We start from the raw sequence: 18,185 nt of genomic DNA on the forward strand, positions 1-18,185 counted from the left end.
TCTTGTCAGTAATTTGTTATATTTGTTTGTTGGCTTAGAAATAAGATGATTTTACCTTTTTTTATCATATTGATTTTATTAGGCTTATTGTATTCTACTTTACTGTTTTGTAATGCAAAAAGTTTTAGCTCTAAGAACAGTAAGGGATTATTTTTGAAATACTGAAGGTTATCCATAACTTACAAGGTCTTAGCTTAAGCAACAGTCAAGCAAGATTGAAATAATGTACATCATAATCAAAAACAAGTATTCTTAGCGCCTGTAGGCATGTCGCCTAATCTGTATGAATTACTCCTATCCCAATATGAAAAAGTTTGTTGTCAGTCTCTCTAGCGCAATTGAGCGCCGTAATCATATTTCATCTCAATTTGAGAGACAGGGAATAGAGTTTAGCTTTTTCGATGCTATTACTCCTGATATCGCTGCATCTGATGCACAAGCCATGAAACTTAGTGTGCATGAAAACTATATTGCCAAGGGTGAACTTGCCTGTTTTATGAGCCATGTACATTTATGGAAGAAGATTGTCGATGACAATATTCCCTATATGGCAATTTTTGAAGATGATATTCATTTAGGGGAAAAGGCAAACAGATTCTTAAATCAATCTGACTGGATCGAGCCAGACTGGCATCTAATTAAGTTAGAGGCATTTACTCCGAAAGTGATATTGGGGGCCAAATGTAAAGAATTCCCGCAAGAAGGGCGAGAAATCTATAAGTTAATTGGAAAAAACTTAGGAACAGCGGGTTATATCCTGTCATTGCAAGGTGCAAAATTTTTATTAAATGAAATTGAAAAGATTGACTATATTATTCCCTTAGATAACTTGATGTTTGAGCACGTTGTTAAAGATCATAATTTTATAATGTGTCAAATGCAGCCTGCACTATGTATTCAAGATACTATATTGCATTATAGATCAACCAATATTCAACTTAAAAGTCAGCTTACCCCGGAAAGAAAAAAGAGGATGAGAGCCAATAAAGCCAATGGTCTGCAAAAGATTTTTTTAGAATTGCTTCGTATTAGCACCCAATTAAAAATTATATTTTTTGCTCGTCGGGTAACATATAAGTGAAAACTTTTGTCATCAGTTTACAGTCCGCAGCTGATCGTAGAATACATATTGAAGAACAGTTTGGGGAAAAAGGAATTTCATTTCATTTCTTTGATGCTATCGAACCACCTCAGGTTGATCTTCAAGCTGAAAAGATTGGTCTTACGCTTCATCAAGGTGATTTAAGTCGAAATGAGTTGGCTTGTTTATTAAGCCATGTTTCCTTATGGCAAAAAGCTGTTGATGAAGAAATGTCAGCAATTGCAATTTTTGAAGATGATATCCATTTGGGGGATGATGCTGAGCTATTCTTAAAACAATCAGACTGGTTAAACGTTGATATTGTGAAGCTCGAAAAATCTTACGACAGTGTTATTTTAGATTTAGATAAAACCCAAATCTTTGATCATAAAGATTTTATTTTGAGACGATTAAAAAACCCTCATCTTGGAGCAGCAGGCTATATTCTCTCTTATGAGGGAGCAAAGGCATTGCTTGAGTATATGAAAGAACAACCTGTTTTGGATCATGTTGATCAAATTGTTTTTCGAAAATATATCGCTGAAGGGCAGCTTGGTATCTATCAATTAAATCCAGCATTATGTATGCAGGACTATTTATTAAATCCACAAAATCAAAAGTTTAAAACAACACTGCAATGGCGTAATAAACAAAAAATTAAATCCAGAGGATTACAGAAGTTATCTCGTGAGCTCAAGCGTCTTTTGACTCAATTGAAAGAGTTTCCTTATAAAACTAAACTAAAATTTACAGTGACTAATAAAAATTAAACTATGGTATTGTTTATTAATGGATTATCTGTGTTGATTTACATTGTGGAATAGTATGAATATTCCTTTGAGGTTTATTTTATATATTTTAATTGTATAATTCTGCTGTTTTTTCTCAAATATGATGGTTTCCTAAATGAGTGTTTTTGTTATTAGTTTGGATTCTGCAATTGAGAGAAGACAGCATATAGATGCGGAGTTTAAAAAATATTTAGTTGATTTCCACTTTTATGATGCAATTACACCAGTTACATCTGATGATGCAGCAAAAAGTGTAGGAATTGATTTGGCTCGGCGAGGAAGCCTCACGAAAGGTGAAGTTGCCTGCTTGTTAAGTCATATTATGTTGTGGAAAAAGATTGTTGATCTCGACTTAGACTATATGGCAATTTTTGAAGATGACGTGTATTTAGGTGAGAATATACAGTGCTTTTTCAATGACTTTTCATGGATACCCAAAGATGTCCACATTATCAAATTAGAAGCTTTTGATAAAAAAGTTGATCTGTCCTTTTTCTTAAAATTATCAAAAAATGGAAGAAGTTTATATCATCTTAAAGGGATGCATTTAGGAGGGGCTGGTTATATTTTATCAAAAGCAGCTGCTGAGCATTATCTTAAGCTGATTGCAGATATGCCAGAATTAGTTCCTGTAGATCATATTTTATTTGGCCGCAATGTTAAAAATGGGAAGTATAAAGCTTACCAAATCACGCCAGCAATTTGTGCACAAGATTTTTATCTGAATGATCAATATCATAATTTAGGAAGTTATCTAGAAGAGGATCGTGCTGTTCGGCATAAGGCAGAAAAACTAGAAAGACTTCGACAAAAGCAGCAAATGGGCCTATCTTTAAAAATAAAAAAAGAGGTTTTAAGATTAATTTTTCAAATATTGAAACTTAAGGATCTCTCTGCTTATCGTACAGTGAAGTTTAAATAGTTTTAAGACTCTTGAAATCAATAGCCACTCATTTGTAGGCAGATTCAGATTTTCCGCCTCTAAACCGTTTATAACCCCACATGTATTCAGCAGGAAAGCGGTTGATCATCTGTTCAACGGCTTGATTGAGTGCAGTTGTCGCAACTTCGATATCTCGATCATACAGTTGTGGGTCATTCAGGTCATCACAATACACATCAAAACCTTCACCATCTTCACGGCGGAAACAACTTAAGCCAACTAAGCGACATTGGGTTTTTTGAGCCATTTTACTGGCAAGTGTGCTGGTTAAGCAGGGAATGCCAAAAAAAGGAACCACAACACCACCAGACGGGTCTGGGACATGATCGGGCAAGATTACACTGAAGCCACCTTGCTTTAGATTTTTAAACAAGGCCTTTACACCAGATGCATCAGTTGGGACTAAAGTGGCGTTAAGACGCTGACGGGCATGTAAGGCAAAAGCATTAAAACTAGAATCTTTCATGGGTTTGTACATGATGGTTGGAATACCGTATTGATGTACCCATGCATTCATCATTTCCCACGTACCCAAATGAGGGGTAATAATCAGTGCACCTCTTGGATCACTGAGCGCATCTGTTAATACCTCCAAATGATGTACTGTATGAATCTGCTGAATGCTCCATTCAGGTGACATCGCCCAACATTTACCAGATTCAATATAACTGAGGCATTGTTTGGTGACACTTTCTCTCGCGAGCTGTTCTTTTTGTTCTCGACTAAGTTGAGGATAGGCTAGCCCTAAGTTGACTCTGGTTTTCCACAGCATACTTTTATTGGGATTTTGATTGATAAAGTATGCCGCCACTTTTGCGATACTACGTAAAAGTGCTAAAGGGAGAATACGAAGTAGAGTAGCGTAAAACGACATGATCTTAGTCTTGTTTATCTACGTTGCCCTTAAGCACCATATAGATTAATGCGACAAAAATCAGTAGAGCACCCGCCAAGCTGCTTACACAGAAGTATAAAATGCGTTGATTGGTATCCATATTGAAGAGTTCATTTGCCAAGATGTAACGCATGAAAAACCATTGAGCAAGTGAAAATACAATAAGTACAATTGCATGTCGACGTACATCAGGACGCATTGCCATAAGACGGATCTCTCAATAAAAAAGCAGTCTATTATGCCACTAGCAGGCATGTTCGCAAAGCAAAACTCGAATATAATAAAACCCTGCATAGAGCAGGGTTTTATTTGAATCATAAACCTATGGTTTATTTCTCTTCAGCCTTTGCTTTTTCGCGTAAACGAATACCTAAGTCACGCAATTGGTTTGCTTCAACTGGTGCAGGTGCTTGTGTCAATGGACATTCAGCTGTCTTGGTTTTCGGGAATGCAATTACATCACGAATCGAAGAGGCACCTGTCATCAACATGATCAAGCGGTCAAGACCAAATGCCAAACCACCGTGCGGAGGCGCACCATAACGTAATGCATTCAATAAGAAGCTAAATTTCTCTTCCGCTTCTTCTTCACCAATACCTAAAGCTTCAAAAATTGCTTTTTGCATTTCTAAAGTATAGATACGAAGTGAACCACCACCGATTTCAGTACCATTCAGTACCATATCGTATGCAACAGAAAGTGCTTCACCTGGATTGCTCTTCACTTCTTCAACACTTGATTTTGGTAGTGTGAATGGGTGGTGAACAGAAGTCCATTTACCATCATCAGTTTCTTCAAACATCGGGAAGTCAACAACCCAAAGTGGTGCCCACTCGCAAGTAGTCAGCTTTAAGTCATGACCGATTTTCACACGAAGTGCGCCCATCGCATCATTTACAACTTTTGCTTTATCCGCACCGAAGAATACGATGTCGCCGTTTTCAGCGCCAACACGTTTTAGTAGATCAAGCACGATTGGCTCAATAAATTTTACGATTGGAGATTGAAGACCTTCGATACCTTTTTCAAGTTCGTTGACTTTGATGTAAGCCAAGCCTTTTGCACCGTAGATGCCTACGAATTTGGTGTATTCGTCGATCGCACTACGTGGCAATGAACCAGCGCCAGGAACGCGTAAAGCAACGATACGACCTTTAGGATCTTTTGCAGGGCCTGCGAATACTTTGAACTCAACGTCTTGCATTAAGTCTGCAACGTCAACAAGTTTCAATGGAATACGCATATCTGGTTTGTCAGATGCATAGTCACGCATAGCGTCTGCATAAGTCATACGTTCAAATTTATCGAATTTTACATTCAATAATTCATTGAACATTTTAACCGTTAAGCCTTCCATTAAATCCATGATGTCATCGTCACTCATGAACGATGTTTCAACGTCGATTTGGGTAAATTCAGGCTGACGATCTGCACGTAAATCTTCGTCACGGAAACATTTTGCAATTTGGTAATAACGGTCGATACCACCCACCATCAACAATTGTTTAAACAATTGTGGTGATTGTGGAAGTGCGTAGAAGCTACCATTTGAAACACGGCTTGGCACTAAATAGTCACGTGCACCTTCTGGGGTTGCGCGTGTCAAAATTGGTGTTTCAACGTCTAAGAAACCATGATCTTCAAAATAGTTACGGATCAAGTTGGTCACTTTAGAACGGAAACGCAAGCGCTCTAACATTTCAGGACGACGGATGTCCAAGAAACGGTATTTCAAACGAATTTCTTCTGAAATATTGGTGTTTTCGTCATTCAATGGGAATGGCGGAGTATCAGAAGCTGCAAGAACTTCGATGTCTTTACCTAAAACTTCAATCTGGCCACTCACCATGTTGGCATTTTCAGTACCTTCATAGCGACGACGAACACGACCTGTAATTTTTAATACAAATTCTGAACGTGCTTTATCTGCTGTTGCGAATGCTTCAGGTGTATCTGGATCGATCACCACCTGTACGAGGCCATCACGGTCACGCATATCAAGGAAAATCACACCGCCATGGTCACGGCGACGGTGAACCCATCCGCATAAAGTAACGGTTTGATCGATTTGGGCTTCTGTTAAAGAGCCACAGTAATGAGTGCGCATCATATTGAATTATGTATCCAAACTATATTGGCTGTAGAAGGTGAATGCGTAAACAGCGCACCACCAATGAAGGGGAGATTATGCCTTGTTGAACGTCTAGTCTCAAGTCTTAATGTTTTCAAGCGAATTTTAAAACAACACTTCTACTTAAACTGATTTTAGACGAGTGATCCAATCAAAAAATAAAAACAATAGGCAGGCCACCGTAAACCAGCTTAAGCTTGCTTGTGTAAATTCATTAATCGATTTACCTATATAAAAATAGCGTTCATTATTCCATAGATCAGCGCTGATCTGTTGGTTGTAGTCTAAGACTGCGAATAGCCCTGTGATGATTGAAACACTGAAGCTTAGTAGTGCAAATGTTTTTATTTTGGTTGAAACAGGATGGCTATGCTTATGCCTAAGGTAATAATGCCAGGACATGACCAGAATGATGGGTAAGGTGAGCACTGATGAGGCAATTTGTAAGACAAAATGCAGGGGATAACTTAAGCCAAGAAGTGAAATGTTTTGGGCAAGTATTTCTTTGAATGCAAATGTTCGAAAGTCGAGGTGAGTGAGTCCATCCCAAATTAAATGTGTAGTAATACCTATGCTCAGGGCAAAACAACTCATCAAGATAAAAGATAAGACATGATCAAAGGAATTGAGCTCTAACGGATGATGAATACCTAAAATGCGGTAAATCACGGGGCGATAGATCAAATACCACAGCAGGCAGAAGAACAATCCGATCGGAAGATTGGGAAATAAAAGACCTGACCATTGGTGGGTTAAGCTGATATTTTCTTGTGTAAATAAGCGATAGAGATCTGGTGTCATACAGCCAATTGCTAAAGCTGCAAGTGGTAAATGGCCTTTGCTTAATTTGGATAAGGGAGGGGCAAGTACTGCATGAGAAAGGGTGAAAGGCATAATAAAAAAAGCATTAAAGATAATAAAATCTTACGCGAAAGAATCATAAATAAATAATCAGATTTGTAAATAGGCTGACGGTCATGCTTGTTTTTTACAATGTTGTATTGTAAGTGTGTTTTTGCTTAAATAATGCAATGAATTTTGGTCTATTTTGATGGTTAATCAGTTTGCAGATGTTGATGAGGTTTAATTTTTGTAATGGGGTATAATTTAATTTTTTTGGGTGAGAATAAAGTCGCAAAACTCATCTCATTGACGATATTGATTCTATTTTTTTATTATATTTTTAATGAGAAATTTAGAGTTTGGTATGTTTCAATTATCTATACTTTAATGTTTGCCTATGTTTTTATTAAAAATAAAAAAATAATTATGAATATACCCTTGGTGGTCTTCTGTCTGATTAGTTTTTTTACTTTTAGCTTAAGTTATTATCTTTTTGATCGGTTGGATGTTATTCCACAAGGTGGGCCATATAGAACATATAAAAATATTGTTAATCAGTATCTGTGGATAATCCCTTTCTGCTTTTTACCAACGATATATCATTATTTTGGTTTTAAAACCAAACAATTTTTTTATGTCTTATATATTATTATTGGCTTCTTGCTGGTCTATAGTTGGATTGTCGGATTTCAACTTGATTTCGACCGTGGCTTGCTGGCAGATTTTTACAATCCAATTATATCGTATGATATTGTGTTTGTTTCTTTAAGTATTTTAGTTTTCGTTTTTTCATTTTATTTAAAATCGAAATCCTCGTATCTGATAACAGCTATAAGTTTGTTTACTTTATTTGCTTTTATACTACATGGTTCTAGAGGGACATGGTTGGTCATACCATTTTTACTGTTTTTTTTAACGTTGTTTTATTATAAAACTCAGAAGATAAAGTTACTTTTTAGTGGGGCACTGCTTTTAATATTTTTGATTGCTAATGCTGTTATTCCAAACTCACCCATATTTGATCGGTTTGATGAATTTCAAAATGATAAGGCTCATATCGAGAATCATAGCTATAATAACAGTACAGGTTCTAGATTGGTGATGTGGCACAATGCGATTGAACTATTTCAACAACAGCCTGTTATAGGCGTTGGTGTTTATGGTGTTGAAAAGGAACATTGCCATCTCGCTGAACAAGGTATTTTACCGAGTTGTTTTCAACATAAGCATAATATTTTCTTTCAAGATCTCGCTGCTAATGGCTTGATCGGTTTGGTAGGTCTTATTATTTCATTGCTTACGCCACTGATATTTTTCTTCTCTCAATTTTTTAGTAGAAATGAATTGGTTAGAAATTTGGCACTTGCTGGATTTTTATTTGTATTTTCATTTCTCTTGAGTGGATTAACAGAATATTATTTATTCTTTCCTCATGTCACTTATATATTCTTTTTTATAACAGCCAGTTTAATGAGCTTTATCATATTGAAAGACAAAAATAAGCTTTGATAAATTGGGTGGAATTTAACCGACATATCGAGAAATAATGTCGGTTTTTTTATCAAAAAATTGGGCTGATATGGGGGTAACGTTTCTCGGACGTTGAAGGTCTTTCATTGAATCATGGAGAAGCAGTGTAGCAAATGTTCTTTGTTGCACTGTTTTTTATTGCAAAATAAGTGAAATGTTATAATATAACAAAAATAATGATCGACTGATTCGAGACCCGATATGTCATTTCCACAGAATATTTTGACCTTATCTATTTTAGCTGTTGTATCTGTATCTACTTTTGCAGCAGAAAATGAGCAAGTGACAAGCTTAGAGACAATACGAATTAAAGCACATCCACTAGAGCAAACATCGAAAGATTTTGCGGTTGCCGATACCGTCGTGGATCAAAAACGCTTGCAACAGGGGGCTGTCACCATTGGTGAAGCATTGAGCAGTGAACCTGGAATTTACTCCAATCAATTTGGTGCAGGCTCAAGTAGGCCTGTGATCCGTGGCCAAGATGGACCACGGGTAAAAGTGTTGCAAAACTCCTCTGAAAATATTGATGTATCAACTTTATCTCCTGACCATGCAGTTACTGTAGATCCTGCATTAGCGCAACAGGTTGAAGTGATTCGTGGTCCATCTACCTTATTATTTGGTGCTGGCACAGTAGGTGGTTTGGTGAATGTGATGGATAGCAAAATCCCAACCAAAATGCCTGAAAATGGTTATGAGGGGAATGTTGGCTTACGTTACAACACGGGCAGTGATGAAAAACTGGCAACTGCTGGGGTCACCGTTGCTCTCGGTGATCAAGTAGCCTTGCGTGTCGAAGGCTTAAATCGTGAAGCCAATGACTATATCGCGCCGAACTATATGCATGAAGGTGAACGTGAACGCCGTGTCGGTAATACTTTTGCCAAAGGCGAAACGGTGAATGTCGGTTTGTCTTGGATTTATGACCGTGGCTTTACCGGAATTTCATATAGCAATCGTCAAGATAAATATGGTCTGCCTGGACATAGCCATGAATATGAGAGCTGTAGTGCTCATCTTTCGGGGCGTCCACATTTACACTGTGGCGATCATGATCACGAGGATGGTGATGATCATGGTCATGACGATCACGACCACGATCATGCACATGAAGCAGGACCTTGGATTGATCTAAAGTCTGAGCGTTATGATGTACGTACAGAATTGAATGATCCGTTTGCAGGCTTTAAAAAGTTGCGTGCTCAGGCCAGCTATACTGACTATAAACATGATGAAATTGAAGAAGATACCATCGCCACTCGTTTTAAAAACAAGGGTTATGATGGCCGTTTAGAGTTAGTACATAACCCACTTGGGCCATGGGAAGGGGTGATTGGGACCCAATATGGTCAACAAAAACTAGAACTCACCGGTGAGGAAGCGTTCTTAGCGCCAAATACCACGAAGAAGTGGAGTATTTTTGCCTTAGAACATGCACAGTTTAATGATGTACATGTCGAAGTGGCAGCGCGTGCAGACCAACAAAAAATTGATATTGAAGATTCGAGTAAAAAAGATTTCGACGGTTCAGCCTTTTCTGTGTCTGGTGCGGCCAATTGGGAGTTTGCACCGAACTATAAACTTTCTTTCGTAACCTCTCATCAGGAACGTTTACCATTAGCGCAGGAGCTATATGCCAATGGTGGGCATTTCGCAACCAATACCTATGAGTTGGGTAATGATCAATTGAAGAAAGAGAAATCCAATAATGTGGAACTCGGTTTCCATTATGACAATAACAAGTTTGATTATCATGTCCATGTGTACCATAACTGGTTTGATGATTATATCTACGCGCAAACTTTAGATCGTTATAAAGATTTCCGCTTAGTGAAATATACCCAAGATCAGGCACGTTTCTACGGTGCTGAAGCAGAGGCGGGTTATCAGATTTCGGATATGTACAAAATTGGTGTATTTGGTGACTATGTGCGTGGCAAAATCGACAATGAGAATGCACCACGTGTACCTGCGGGACGTTTAGGTACCAAAGTGAATGCGGACTTTGGTGATGGCTTTAGCGGTTCAGCTGAATACTATCATGTGTTCCAGCAAGACAAGATCGCTGCTTATGAAACGGATACCCAAAGCTATAACATGCTAAATTTAGGTGTGGCATACACAGGTAAATATAGTAAGGCTACAGATTATCGTGTTTATCTAAATGCCAATAATTTGCTCGATGATCAGGTGTATCAACACGCATCATTCTTATCGACGATTCCACAAGTGGGTCGTAACTTTACTGTTGGGGTGAATTTTAACTTCTAACTGAGTTAAAAATAGAATATTGAAAAAGCCATTCGCAGGCAGTATACGGTTGTATTGTTCTGCGAATGGCTTTTTTATTTAGGATATAAATTGCAAGCAAGTGCTTTCGAAATAGATAAATAACGATTGCTATTATCTTGATTTTAGCCATAAGCCAACTTCTTGTAAGGTATTGACCAATTTCTTGAGCTTTTGACCTTCAGCCGTGATGGAATATTCAACTTTAACCGGAACTTGTGCATATACTTCTCTTAAAATAAAGCCTTCTTCTTCTAGAAATCGTAGTTCTAAGGTCAGCATTCTTTGCGATATATTTGGAATCGCTCGGCGTAATTCGTTGAAACGCATGGGTTTCTCTAATAGAAACGAAATAATAAGCATACGCCAACGTCCACCTAATACGGTCATCGCTTCTTCTACAGAGCACCCTGAAATATTATCTTTCATTGTGAATTTAAGTATAAAAAAGTTACCTATATAACAAATTAATGCCTAATTTACAATCTATACTAGATCCTCAATAATGGTTTTTCCTTCTGTATAAGTGATGTCGCGATGGACTATAAAGAAATTGCAAAGAAGACGATTCAGCATTTGTACTCAGCTCATACTTCAATTAGAGCGTCAGGTATAGACCCTAGCTTGATTGCATTGGCTGAGCTATACGTTTCTCAGGTGAATGGTTGTGCTTATTGTTGCGCTTACCATGCACAAGAGTTGAGAGATATGGGGCATGAACAAGGGCTGATTGATAAAATTCCAGGCTATAAACATTCAAATGCTTTTTCAGAAAAGCAAAAGCTGGTGCTTGAATGGGCTGAAGCAACCACAACCTTATCTGACAAGGTTGAATATATCAAAGCTCAGTTGGCGGAACATTTTAATGAAAGAGAAATTGTTGAGTTGACGACGAGCATTACATTAATGGGGGCTTTGAATCGACTAAGAATTACTTTGGGTGATCTAGTTTAGTTGTTTTTCATCGATTATCCATGCGTTGTTGAGAAGTGTGTAGGGTTGAACGAATATGAATAGATTAAGGTAAAGATTAATTCTTTATACAATCACCAAATTAGCATTGAAAAATCAAAGCATAAGCTCTAGCCTACATATAGTTCCCCCTCTTTGATAAAGAGGGCTGGGGAGATTTTTATTCGGCTAGGGCTTTTTTTGTTTATATGCGTATCTTCCAACGAATCCATCGAAAATTAAACTGGTCAGGTCGACGTTACATGGCAGTCATATTGTGTATTTTTGCGATTGGATACATTGCTTCGGCAATCTATCACACCGTAAAACCACTCCCAAGGGGATTGGATTTTACTGGGCAATTACGTCATGCCAATGTGAAATTCTTAGCAGATCAGACTTATATCGATGCGCAAGGTCAACAACAAGTTGATCAGCATATTTTCAAAGAAGTATTCCAGTTGATTGATCAGGCACAGAGTACCATTGTGCTGGACATGTTCCTATTTAATCAGGAAGTGGGTAAGTCGACAGTCAAACAATTTCCTTTGATGCAAGAATTGACTGATGCCTTAATTGTGAAGCGTCGTTTGCATCCAAACGTCGAAGTTGTGGTGATTACTGATCCGATTAATTCGGTTTATGGTGGGTTAACACCAAAGCATTATCTACAACTACGCCAAGTAGGTGTGGATGTCATCGAAACTGATTTAAAGCCATTGCGTGCTTCGAATCCGCTGTGGTCAGGTCTCTGGTATATCTGCTGTCAAAACTTAGGTAATAACCCAGAAGGTGGTTGGTTAAGTAGTCCCTTTGGCAAAGATAAAATTACTTTGCGTAGTTATCTGGAATTGTTTAATTTCAAAGCCAATCATCGTAAAACCTTGGTAGTTGATACTGTGGATGGCTGGAAAAGCTTGGTGACTTCGGCCAATCCACATGATGGTAGTTCACATCATAGCAATGTGGCCTTGGTCGTGGATGGGCCAACAGCGATTGATGTGTTACAAACCGAGCAAGCTGTAGCCAATATGTCAAAAGGTTCGAGTCCATTTGTGATTATGGGTGGGCTGGCTGAAGATAAAAGCTTGCCACAAGTGCAAGTCCTGACTGAAAAAGCAATTTACGACGCTGTGCTGAAAATGATTGAAACTGCCAAGAGCAAAGAGCATCTGGATATGGCGATGTTCTATTTATCAGAACGCAATATCATTGATGCACTCAAGCAGGCGCAGCAACGTGGCGTTAACATTCGTATTATGCTTGACCCGAATAAAGATGCGTTTGGTCGCCAAAAGAATGGCATTCCCAATCGTCAAGTGGCTTCTGAACTGAATGCAGTCGGTATTCCAATCCGTTGGTGTGATACCCGTGGCGAACAATGTCATAGCAAAATGCTGCTTAAATCAAATGCTCAGCAATCGGAGATCATTCTGGGTTCTGCCAATTTAACTGCACGTAATTTAAAAAATTATAATCTTGAAACCGACATGCGTGTGATTGGTGCGGCGCAAGCACCTGTGTTTAAAGATGCGGGACAGTATTTTGATGCAGCATGGACAAATGCAAATGGCCGTCAAATCACGGTGGATTATGCAAAATATGCCGATGAGTCAAAAGCAAAATACTGGCTGTATCGTTTTATGGAATGGTCAGGCTTATCCACTTTTTAATTCAGCATAATGGGGGTTCTACGCAATGGCGAAAATTAAACTGAATATTAGACAGGATGAGCAGATTGATTTAGATGTACATCAATTTAATCATTATGCAGATATTGTTGAAATTCACAGTTGGGCAGAACTCTTAGAATGTTATCGCTCCCTTAAACAGGATGTTTATCCTAAAAAAGTGTTTCTGGTTTTGGATGATGCCGCACAAGCAAAATATACCTCGATGCATGCGGTTGAGGATGAGCGTTTGTATGTTGATTTTAGTGACGATCTCAAGGGGATTGAAGTCGATGATCCACGATGGGAGCAAACCTATCAAAATGTTTGTGTTCCAAAGCAATTGCAGCATTATCTTCAACAGTTGAATGATCCCGCACAGCAGCAGCACTTTGAAAACCTTGCTGAAAAAATGCAGCATTACGATGAAAATGACTTAGAAGCATTGCTTTATTTCAATCAAGATCTATTGATTTCACTGGACGGTGTTATCGAAGTTAAAGTCGCGGATATTGAAACTGAAGCGTTGAAACTGGCGATGCTACCGAATGGCTATTTTTCTTGTGATTTTGATCCCTTCGAGAATTATGCGCTGATTCAGAGAATGCAGCACTATGGTTTTGAATTTATCGGACTCGGAGCAGCGTTATTGGGATGGATCAAAACAGCAGATTTTGAAGCCGAAAAAATTGAAGATTTAATTCAGGATTTGTCTTTGATTTATCCTTTAGATTCCTCTCATCAAAAGGCAATGAAAGACCTGATTTTTAAAAACAATTATCTGATTTTACCTTATTCGGAATCCCCACAAGAATATTTGGGTTATGACTTATCGTGATTCAGAACGTGAGCTCAACAAGCTGAATGTGGACCTTTGCTTGCTCTTCAGCTTGTTGAAAGACATACATCATCAATAAAAAAATTAAGGGCTTGGCGGGATTAATTGATCTAAATCCTTATCAGCCATTTGCTCAAGTTCACTTATATCTGTTTTGATTTTCCACTGAGTTTCATCATCGACAGGATTCGGTAAGCGGGCTTCTAGCCAGTCACAGACCACATCTGGAGTGAATTCTGGATGATTACATTGGATTACCCAAGCCAAGAAATCTTTAGCTTCACCGTTCATATAGGGTGGTGGAGATACGGGGAAGAATTGGGTCGGTAAGCGTTCATTGGTGGACAAATAATTGAGAACATGTCCAAGTTCTTGAACGGTTTGCCATGCTAAAGGATGTTCAACATCAATATTGAATTTAAACCACCATGCATGTTGACCATCTGCACCGTGCGCAACGATACGTGCTTCTTGCACACTTGGAACTTTGCAAAAGAATTGATAGAGACGATCAAAATTCATTTCAGCCACAGATGTTGCCTTAAAACAAAAAAATGATTTTAGCATATCTCGGCGGAGCTGTAGCTCGCTGCTGTTTATCTTGGGAATTCAACAGCTAATCTGAAAAAATATTATTACAACAGTTGTGCTTATTTTTTATTCTAAAATAGACAGATACTCTGCTTTTAGGGAGATCACAATGAAGCAATTTCAACCTTATATTTATGGCTTGGCAGCTGTATTGAGCTATCTCCCAGTGATGAGCTATGCGGACAATGCTTGGAGTGGCTATAGTGGGGTAGAACGTCGCTCTTCCCATCAGACTACACCTGCCTATCAGCAGCCCACACAAGATCCATTCGCTTTTTCGAACCAACGTTATACACCGACAGCGCCGCCGAAAGGCTACTACTATCAACCCAATCAAAATAACTACTATCCTCATCCGAATCATCGACCGGGTGTTCGTGTCGAATATTATCCAGACACACAATATGACCGCAGCTATCGCCGTGAGTCTTTCGTCGTGGGCAATGAATTGCCGGGTGAGTTTCGTAGCGAGCGTTATGTGGTTCGGGACTGGGGCTATTACTCCTTACGTGAACCACCACGTGGCAGACATTGGGTCGTCGTCGATGGACGTTATCTTTTAGTGACTGATGATAATTTTACCATTGAGATTATTCGCTGATTTTTGATGATTTTTAAAATGAAGTCTCTAGAGGATTCTCCATAATTTCTCGCTATTCATTACAAAGCTTTGCAATCTCGCGAGTTTTATTCATGCTTTCTCCTTGAGTTTTTCTTAATCTGATTTCAGATCGAAAAACAGAGGATTAAATAATGAAGAAGACCGCAGTATTACTGGTATCAACACTTATGTTGGGTGTTTCGGCCTCAGCTATGGCGGATTCAAATCGTTGGAATCATGATCATAGAGATCGCTACGATAACCGCTATGATCGTTATGACCACCGTTACGATCATCGTGAACAGCCGCGCTGGTCGAATGGCGACCGAGGTAATCATTATGGTCAACGTATTAATTTCAAGCGTGGTGAGCGTTTACCCTCAGAATTCCGTAGTAACCGCTATGTGGTTTCGAACTATCGTACTCACCGTTTATATGAACCACCTCGCGGCTATAACTGGATGCAGGTACAAGGCAAATATGTGTTGGTGGATTCGAAATATCGTGTCTTCCGCATTGCATAATAGATGCAATAAAAAAGCAGGCCATATGCCTGCTTTTTTATTTATGCCAGTTCGTCATCTTGCGGTCGAGGTGTTTTGTTGGAAGGTAATTGTTGTTCTTGATCCTTGCCCCGAATCACAGAAGGGTAGTTCCATGAAGCAAATCGGACCACCAAAATCGCCACCGCTAAAATTAAAATGGAGCCAGTGGTAATCACCAAATCCATAGAAGCTTTATGGTTATGCTGAATATCAGCAATCAACAGACGGGTGAGTGCAGTAATCGCGACATAAATCAAAAAGCGTACCGGCATGTGATTGGTCTTGAAATAAATCCCCACCATGGCGCCTAATTCTAAATAGATAAACAGCAGCAAGATGTCATCAATGGTGGCGTACTGTTTTACGGTCAGAATTTCAATCACGGTATGTACGGCTGACCATGCAATCATACAGCCGATAATAAATAAGGCTAAATAATGAAAAGCTTCAACAGCGTAGTGACCAAAGCGATCAAGTAGGCGAGGTAAGCCTTCAAGTTTCTCTCTTGAATTAGACATAGCGATTTATATTCTCAACATGATCATTAGAATGTTATGCAAGTTTTATGCTGATTTTATTATAGCGATAAAAAAACTGCCTCAACCAAATGATTGAGGCAGTTTTTAACATCACACCAAAATTAAGCTTGGTTTGTGAAGTAATCTTCGCTGAAGTTCATGATCAAGTCAGAACCTGCTTTGATTTTCGCTAAACGTGCATCTAATTCAGGCAAAATACGGTCTACAAAGTATTGCGCTAATGCAATTTTGTTTTGGTAGAAATCACCCGACTTGTCTTTTGCAGCAGCCGCAATTTTTGCAAACATATAGGCGAAGCTGAGTAAGCCGACTGCATGTAAGTAGTCAACTGCAGCTGAGTTCGGGAAGTCAACATTTTCAGCTGCTTGCTCGATAATGAACTGCGTGATGGCTTCAATTTCAGTAGCAGCGTCTAAAGTTGCATCTTTAATGAAGTTTAAATCGGTGTCTAGATCATTGGCGAAGTCACGGATTTCAGTGATGTACTCAGCAATGAATGCGCCGCCACATTTAATGGTTTTACGACCAATTAAATCTTGAGACTGAACACCGTTAGTCCCTTCGTAAATTTGAGCAATACGAAGATCACGGATACATTGTTCCATACCCCATTCACGGATATAACCGTGACCACCAAAGACCATTTGTGCATCTAAGGTTGCTTGGAAGGCTGTATCAGTGAGGTAAGCTTTTGCGATTGGTGTTAACAGTGCAACACGGTTGTTCGCTTGCTTCACAGCTTCTGCATCAGTCGAGAACTTGGTGATATCCAGTTGTTGACCTACATAAACTGCAAATGCACGTGATGCTTCGTTATTCGCGCGTACGTTGAGCAACATACGACGTACATCACCATGAACTAAAATGCTGTCCGCTGGTTTATTTGGTGATTGAACACCTGCTGCGCTACGGCCTTGCAAACGGTCAGTCGCGTATTGTGCTGCATTTTGATAAGCAAATTCAGAAGCACCCAGACCTTGGATACCCATCGACAAACGTTCGTAGTTCATCATGACGAACATTGCAGCAAGACCTTCGTTTTCTTTACCAACAAGGTAGCCTTTAGCACCGTCAAAGTTCATCACGCAAGTAGCAGAGGCTTTGATCCCCATTTTGTGTTCGATTGAACCAGGGCCAACAGGATTGCGCTCGCCTAAAGAACCGTCTTCATTTAACAGGAACTTTGGAACAATGAATAAAGAAATACCACGTGAACCCGCAGGCGCATTAGGCGTCTTGGCAAGAACAAGATGAATGATGTTTTCAGCTAGATCGTTATCACCACCGGTGATGAAGATTTTAGTACCCGTAATGTTATACGTACCATCTTCATTAGGTTCAGCTTTAGTTTTGATAATACCTAAATCTGTACCTGCATGTGGTTCAGTTAAGCACATTGTGCCTGACCATTCGCCAGAGTAGATTTTAGGTAAATAAGTTTCTTTTTGCTCTTGTGAGGCATAGCTGTTTAAGGCCATACCAGCACCTACAGAAAGAAGTGGGTAGAGCATGAATGATGGATTCGTCGCGAATAACATTTCATCAGACAATACAGTCAGCATTTTTGGCATTGCCTGACCGCCCCATTCTTCATCAGCACCTAAGCCGATCCAACCGCCATCAGCGTATTGACGGAATGCTTCTTTGAAACCTGCTGGGGTGAAAACTTCGCCATTTTCCCAACGTGCACCTTCTTCATCACCCGTACGGTTTAACGGATGTGTCACGTTTTGGGCAAACTTCGCCATTTCTTCTAAAATTGCTTCAGCTGTTGCAGCATCTACATGAGCCAGTTTCTCATTAGACTGCCAAAATTGTTCTGCTTTAAATACATCATTTAAGATGAATTTCATGTCTGCTAAAGGAGCATTGTAAATTGGCATAATCGTTCCCTTCTACGCACAGTTTCATGTGCAAAGTGATCAAATAAAACGAACAAATAA

At 39.0% G+C, this 18,185-nt stretch carries 18 protein-coding genes; 10 read left to right on the forward strand and 8 right to left on the reverse strand.

The genetic code is table 11. The features are described 5' to 3' along the window. Positions 1-283: 283 nt before the first annotated feature. From F896_RS16190 to F896_RS16180, 3 genes are all read left to right on the forward strand, one after another. A complete protein-coding gene (locus F896_RS16190; protein WP_081402370.1) occupies positions 284-1,081 on the forward strand; it encodes a glycosyltransferase family 25 protein in 798 nt (265 codons plus the stop codon). Then, positions 1,078-1,851: a glycosyltransferase family 25 protein gene (locus F896_RS16185; RefSeq protein ID WP_016162612.1), complete on the forward strand. Its 774-nt coding sequence runs from the start codon at positions 1,078-1,080 to the stop codon at positions 1,849-1,851. Before F896_RS16190 ends, F896_RS16185 begins: the two co-directional genes overlap by 4 nt. Positions 1,852-1,987: 136 nt before the next feature. Beyond that, entirely contained in the window at positions 1,988-2,794 is an 807-nt protein-coding gene (locus F896_RS16180) for a glycosyltransferase family 25 protein (protein ID WP_016162613.1), read from the forward strand. Positions 2,795-2,822: 28 nt separating this feature from the next. Here F896_RS16180 and F896_RS16175 read toward each other — a convergent pair whose 3' ends face one another. The 4 genes from F896_RS16175 to F896_RS16160 form a co-directional block, all read right to left on the reverse strand. Then, positions 2,823-3,689, reverse strand: coding sequence for a lysophospholipid acyltransferase family protein (locus tag F896_RS16175; protein ID WP_016162614.1), 867 nt, complete (start codon positions 3,687-3,689; stop codon positions 2,823-2,825). Between the two features lie 4 nt (positions 3,690-3,693). After that, the gene (locus F896_RS16170; RefSeq protein ID WP_004802750.1) at positions 3,694-3,915 is read right to left on the reverse strand and encodes a hypothetical protein; all 222 of its coding nucleotides are present in this window, start codon (positions 3,913-3,915) and stop codon (positions 3,694-3,696) included. A gap of 124 nt (positions 3,916-4,039) precedes the next feature. Next, entirely contained in the window at positions 4,040-5,821 is a 1,782-nt protein-coding gene (gene aspS / locus F896_RS16165) for an aspartate--tRNA ligase (protein ID WP_016162615.1), read from the reverse strand. Positions 5,822-5,965: 144 nt separating this feature from the next. After that, the gene (locus tag F896_RS16160) at positions 5,966-6,736 is read right to left on the reverse strand and encodes a DUF4184 family protein (RefSeq protein WP_016162616.1); all 771 of its coding nucleotides are present in this window, start codon (positions 6,734-6,736) and stop codon (positions 5,966-5,968) included. A gap of 201 nt (positions 6,737-6,937) precedes the next feature. Between F896_RS16160 and F896_RS16155 the strand changes: the two genes are divergently transcribed. Beyond that, entirely contained in the window at positions 6,938-8,194 is a 1,257-nt protein-coding gene (locus F896_RS16155) for an O-antigen ligase family protein (protein WP_016162617.1), read from the forward strand. Positions 8,195-8,416: 222 nt separating this feature from the next. Next, positions 8,417-10,489 carry a zinc piracy TonB-dependent receptor ZnuD gene (gene znuD, locus F896_RS16150; protein WP_016162618.1) on the forward strand — a complete coding sequence of 691 codons (2,073 nt, stop codon included), beginning with the start codon at positions 8,417-8,419 and terminating at the stop codon, positions 10,487-10,489. Between the two features lie 132 nt (positions 10,490-10,621). On the opposite strand, the gene F896_RS16145 is transcribed toward znuD, so the two are convergent. After that, on the reverse strand, positions 10,622-10,936 hold the full coding sequence (locus F896_RS16145; protein ID WP_005208839.1) for a winged helix-turn-helix transcriptional regulator: 315 nt from the start codon (positions 10,934-10,936) through the stop codon (positions 10,622-10,624). Between the two features lie 108 nt (positions 10,937-11,044). On the opposite strand from F896_RS16145, the gene F896_RS16140 reads away from it, so the two are divergent. From F896_RS16140 to F896_RS16130, 3 genes are all read left to right on the forward strand, one after another. Continuing rightward, entirely contained in the window at positions 11,045-11,461 is a 417-nt protein-coding gene (locus F896_RS16140; protein ID WP_016162619.1) for a carboxymuconolactone decarboxylase family protein, read from the forward strand. Positions 11,462-11,667: 206 nt separating this feature from the next. Further along, positions 11,668-13,131 (forward strand): phospholipase D family protein, encoded by a 1,464-nt coding sequence (locus F896_RS16135; protein ID WP_171069636.1) that lies wholly within the window; start codon positions 11,668-11,670, stop codon positions 13,129-13,131. Between the two features lie 25 nt (positions 13,132-13,156). After that, a complete protein-coding gene (locus F896_RS16130; protein WP_016162621.1) occupies positions 13,157-13,966 on the forward strand; it encodes a hypothetical protein in 810 nt (269 codons plus the stop codon). Positions 13,967-14,050: 84 nt separating this feature from the next. Here F896_RS16130 and F896_RS16125 read toward each other — a convergent pair whose 3' ends face one another. Further along, on the reverse strand, positions 14,051-14,488 hold the full coding sequence (locus tag F896_RS16125; RefSeq protein WP_016162622.1) for a hypothetical protein: 438 nt from the start codon (positions 14,486-14,488) through the stop codon (positions 14,051-14,053). A gap of 178 nt (positions 14,489-14,666) precedes the next feature. Between F896_RS16125 and F896_RS16120 the strand changes: the two genes are divergently transcribed. Next, complete coding sequence (locus tag F896_RS16120; protein WP_016162623.1) at positions 14,667-15,158, forward strand: RcnB family protein; 492 nt, start codon at positions 14,667-14,669, stop codon at positions 15,156-15,158. 152 nt (positions 15,159-15,310) lie between these two features. Continuing rightward, the gene (locus F896_RS16115; RefSeq protein WP_016162624.1) at positions 15,311-15,682 is read left to right on the forward strand and encodes an RcnB family protein; all 372 of its coding nucleotides are present in this window, start codon (positions 15,311-15,313) and stop codon (positions 15,680-15,682) included. Between the two features lie 41 nt (positions 15,683-15,723). Here the strand turns inward: F896_RS16115 and F896_RS16110 are convergent, their stop codons facing one another. Continuing rightward, on the reverse strand, positions 15,724-16,221 hold the full coding sequence (locus F896_RS16110; protein ID WP_004652444.1) for a phosphate-starvation-inducible protein PsiE: 498 nt from the start codon (positions 16,219-16,221) through the stop codon (positions 15,724-15,726). 122 nt (positions 16,222-16,343) lie between these two features. Further along, positions 16,344-18,125 (reverse strand): acyl-CoA dehydrogenase C-terminal domain-containing protein, encoded by a 1,782-nt coding sequence (locus F896_RS16105; RefSeq protein WP_016162625.1) that lies wholly within the window; start codon positions 18,123-18,125, stop codon positions 16,344-16,346. Positions 18,126-18,185 lie beyond the last annotated feature (60 nt).

It is taken from the genome of Acinetobacter genomosp. 15BJ, from assembly GCF_000400715.1.
Classification (GTDB): Bacteria; Pseudomonadota; Gammaproteobacteria; order Pseudomonadales; family Moraxellaceae; genus Acinetobacter.

Bases quoted from the DNA above. Each gene is read 5' to 3' on its own strand.
- F896_RS16110 (WP_004652444.1), bottom strand. From the start codon at position 16,221: ATGTCTAATTCAAGAGAGAAACTTGAAGGCTTACCTCGCCTACTTGAT.
- F896_RS16105 (WP_016162625.1), bottom strand. From the start codon at position 18,125: ATGCCAATTTACAATGCTCCTTTAGCAGACATGAAATTCATCTTAAAT.
- F896_RS16190 (WP_081402370.1), top strand. From the start codon at position 284: ATGAATTACTCCTATCCCAATATGAAAAAGTTTGTTGTCAGTCTCTCT.
- F896_RS16140 (WP_016162619.1), top strand. From the start codon at position 11,045: ATGGACTATAAAGAAATTGCAAAGAAGACGATTCAGCATTTGTACTCA.
- F896_RS16135 (WP_171069636.1), top strand. From the start codon at position 11,668: ATGCGTATCTTCCAACGAATCCATCGAAAATTAAACTGGTCAGGTCGA.
- F896_RS16145 (WP_005208839.1), bottom strand. From the start codon at position 10,936: ATGAAAGATAATATTTCAGGGTGCTCTGTAGAAGAAGCGATGACCGTA.
- znuD (WP_016162618.1), top strand. From the start codon at position 8,417: ATGTCATTTCCACAGAATATTTTGACCTTATCTATTTTAGCTGTTGTA.
- F896_RS16170 (WP_004802750.1), bottom strand. From the start codon at position 3,915: ATGGCAATGCGTCCTGATGTACGTCGACATGCAATTGTACTTATTGTA.
- aspS (WP_016162615.1), bottom strand. From the start codon at position 5,821: ATGATGCGCACTCATTACTGTGGCTCTTTAACAGAAGCCCAAATCGAT.
- F896_RS16160 (WP_016162616.1), bottom strand. From the start codon at position 6,736: ATGCCTTTCACCCTTTCTCATGCAGTACTTGCCCCTCCCTTATCCAAA.
- F896_RS16130 (WP_016162621.1), top strand. From the start codon at position 13,157: ATGGCGAAAATTAAACTGAATATTAGACAGGATGAGCAGATTGATTTA.
- F896_RS16115 (WP_016162624.1), top strand. From the start codon at position 15,311: ATGAAGAAGACCGCAGTATTACTGGTATCAACACTTATGTTGGGTGTT.
- F896_RS16155 (WP_016162617.1), top strand. From the start codon at position 6,938: ATGGGGTATAATTTAATTTTTTTGGGTGAGAATAAAGTCGCAAAACTC.
- F896_RS16120 (WP_016162623.1), top strand. From the start codon at position 14,667: ATGAAGCAATTTCAACCTTATATTTATGGCTTGGCAGCTGTATTGAGC.
- F896_RS16175 (WP_016162614.1), bottom strand. From the start codon at position 3,689: ATGTCGTTTTACGCTACTCTACTTCGTATTCTCCCTTTAGCACTTTTA.
- F896_RS16180 (WP_016162613.1), top strand. From the start codon at position 1,988: ATGAGTGTTTTTGTTATTAGTTTGGATTCTGCAATTGAGAGAAGACAG.
- F896_RS16125 (WP_016162622.1), bottom strand. From the start codon at position 14,488: ATGAATTTTGATCGTCTCTATCAATTCTTTTGCAAAGTTCCAAGTGTG.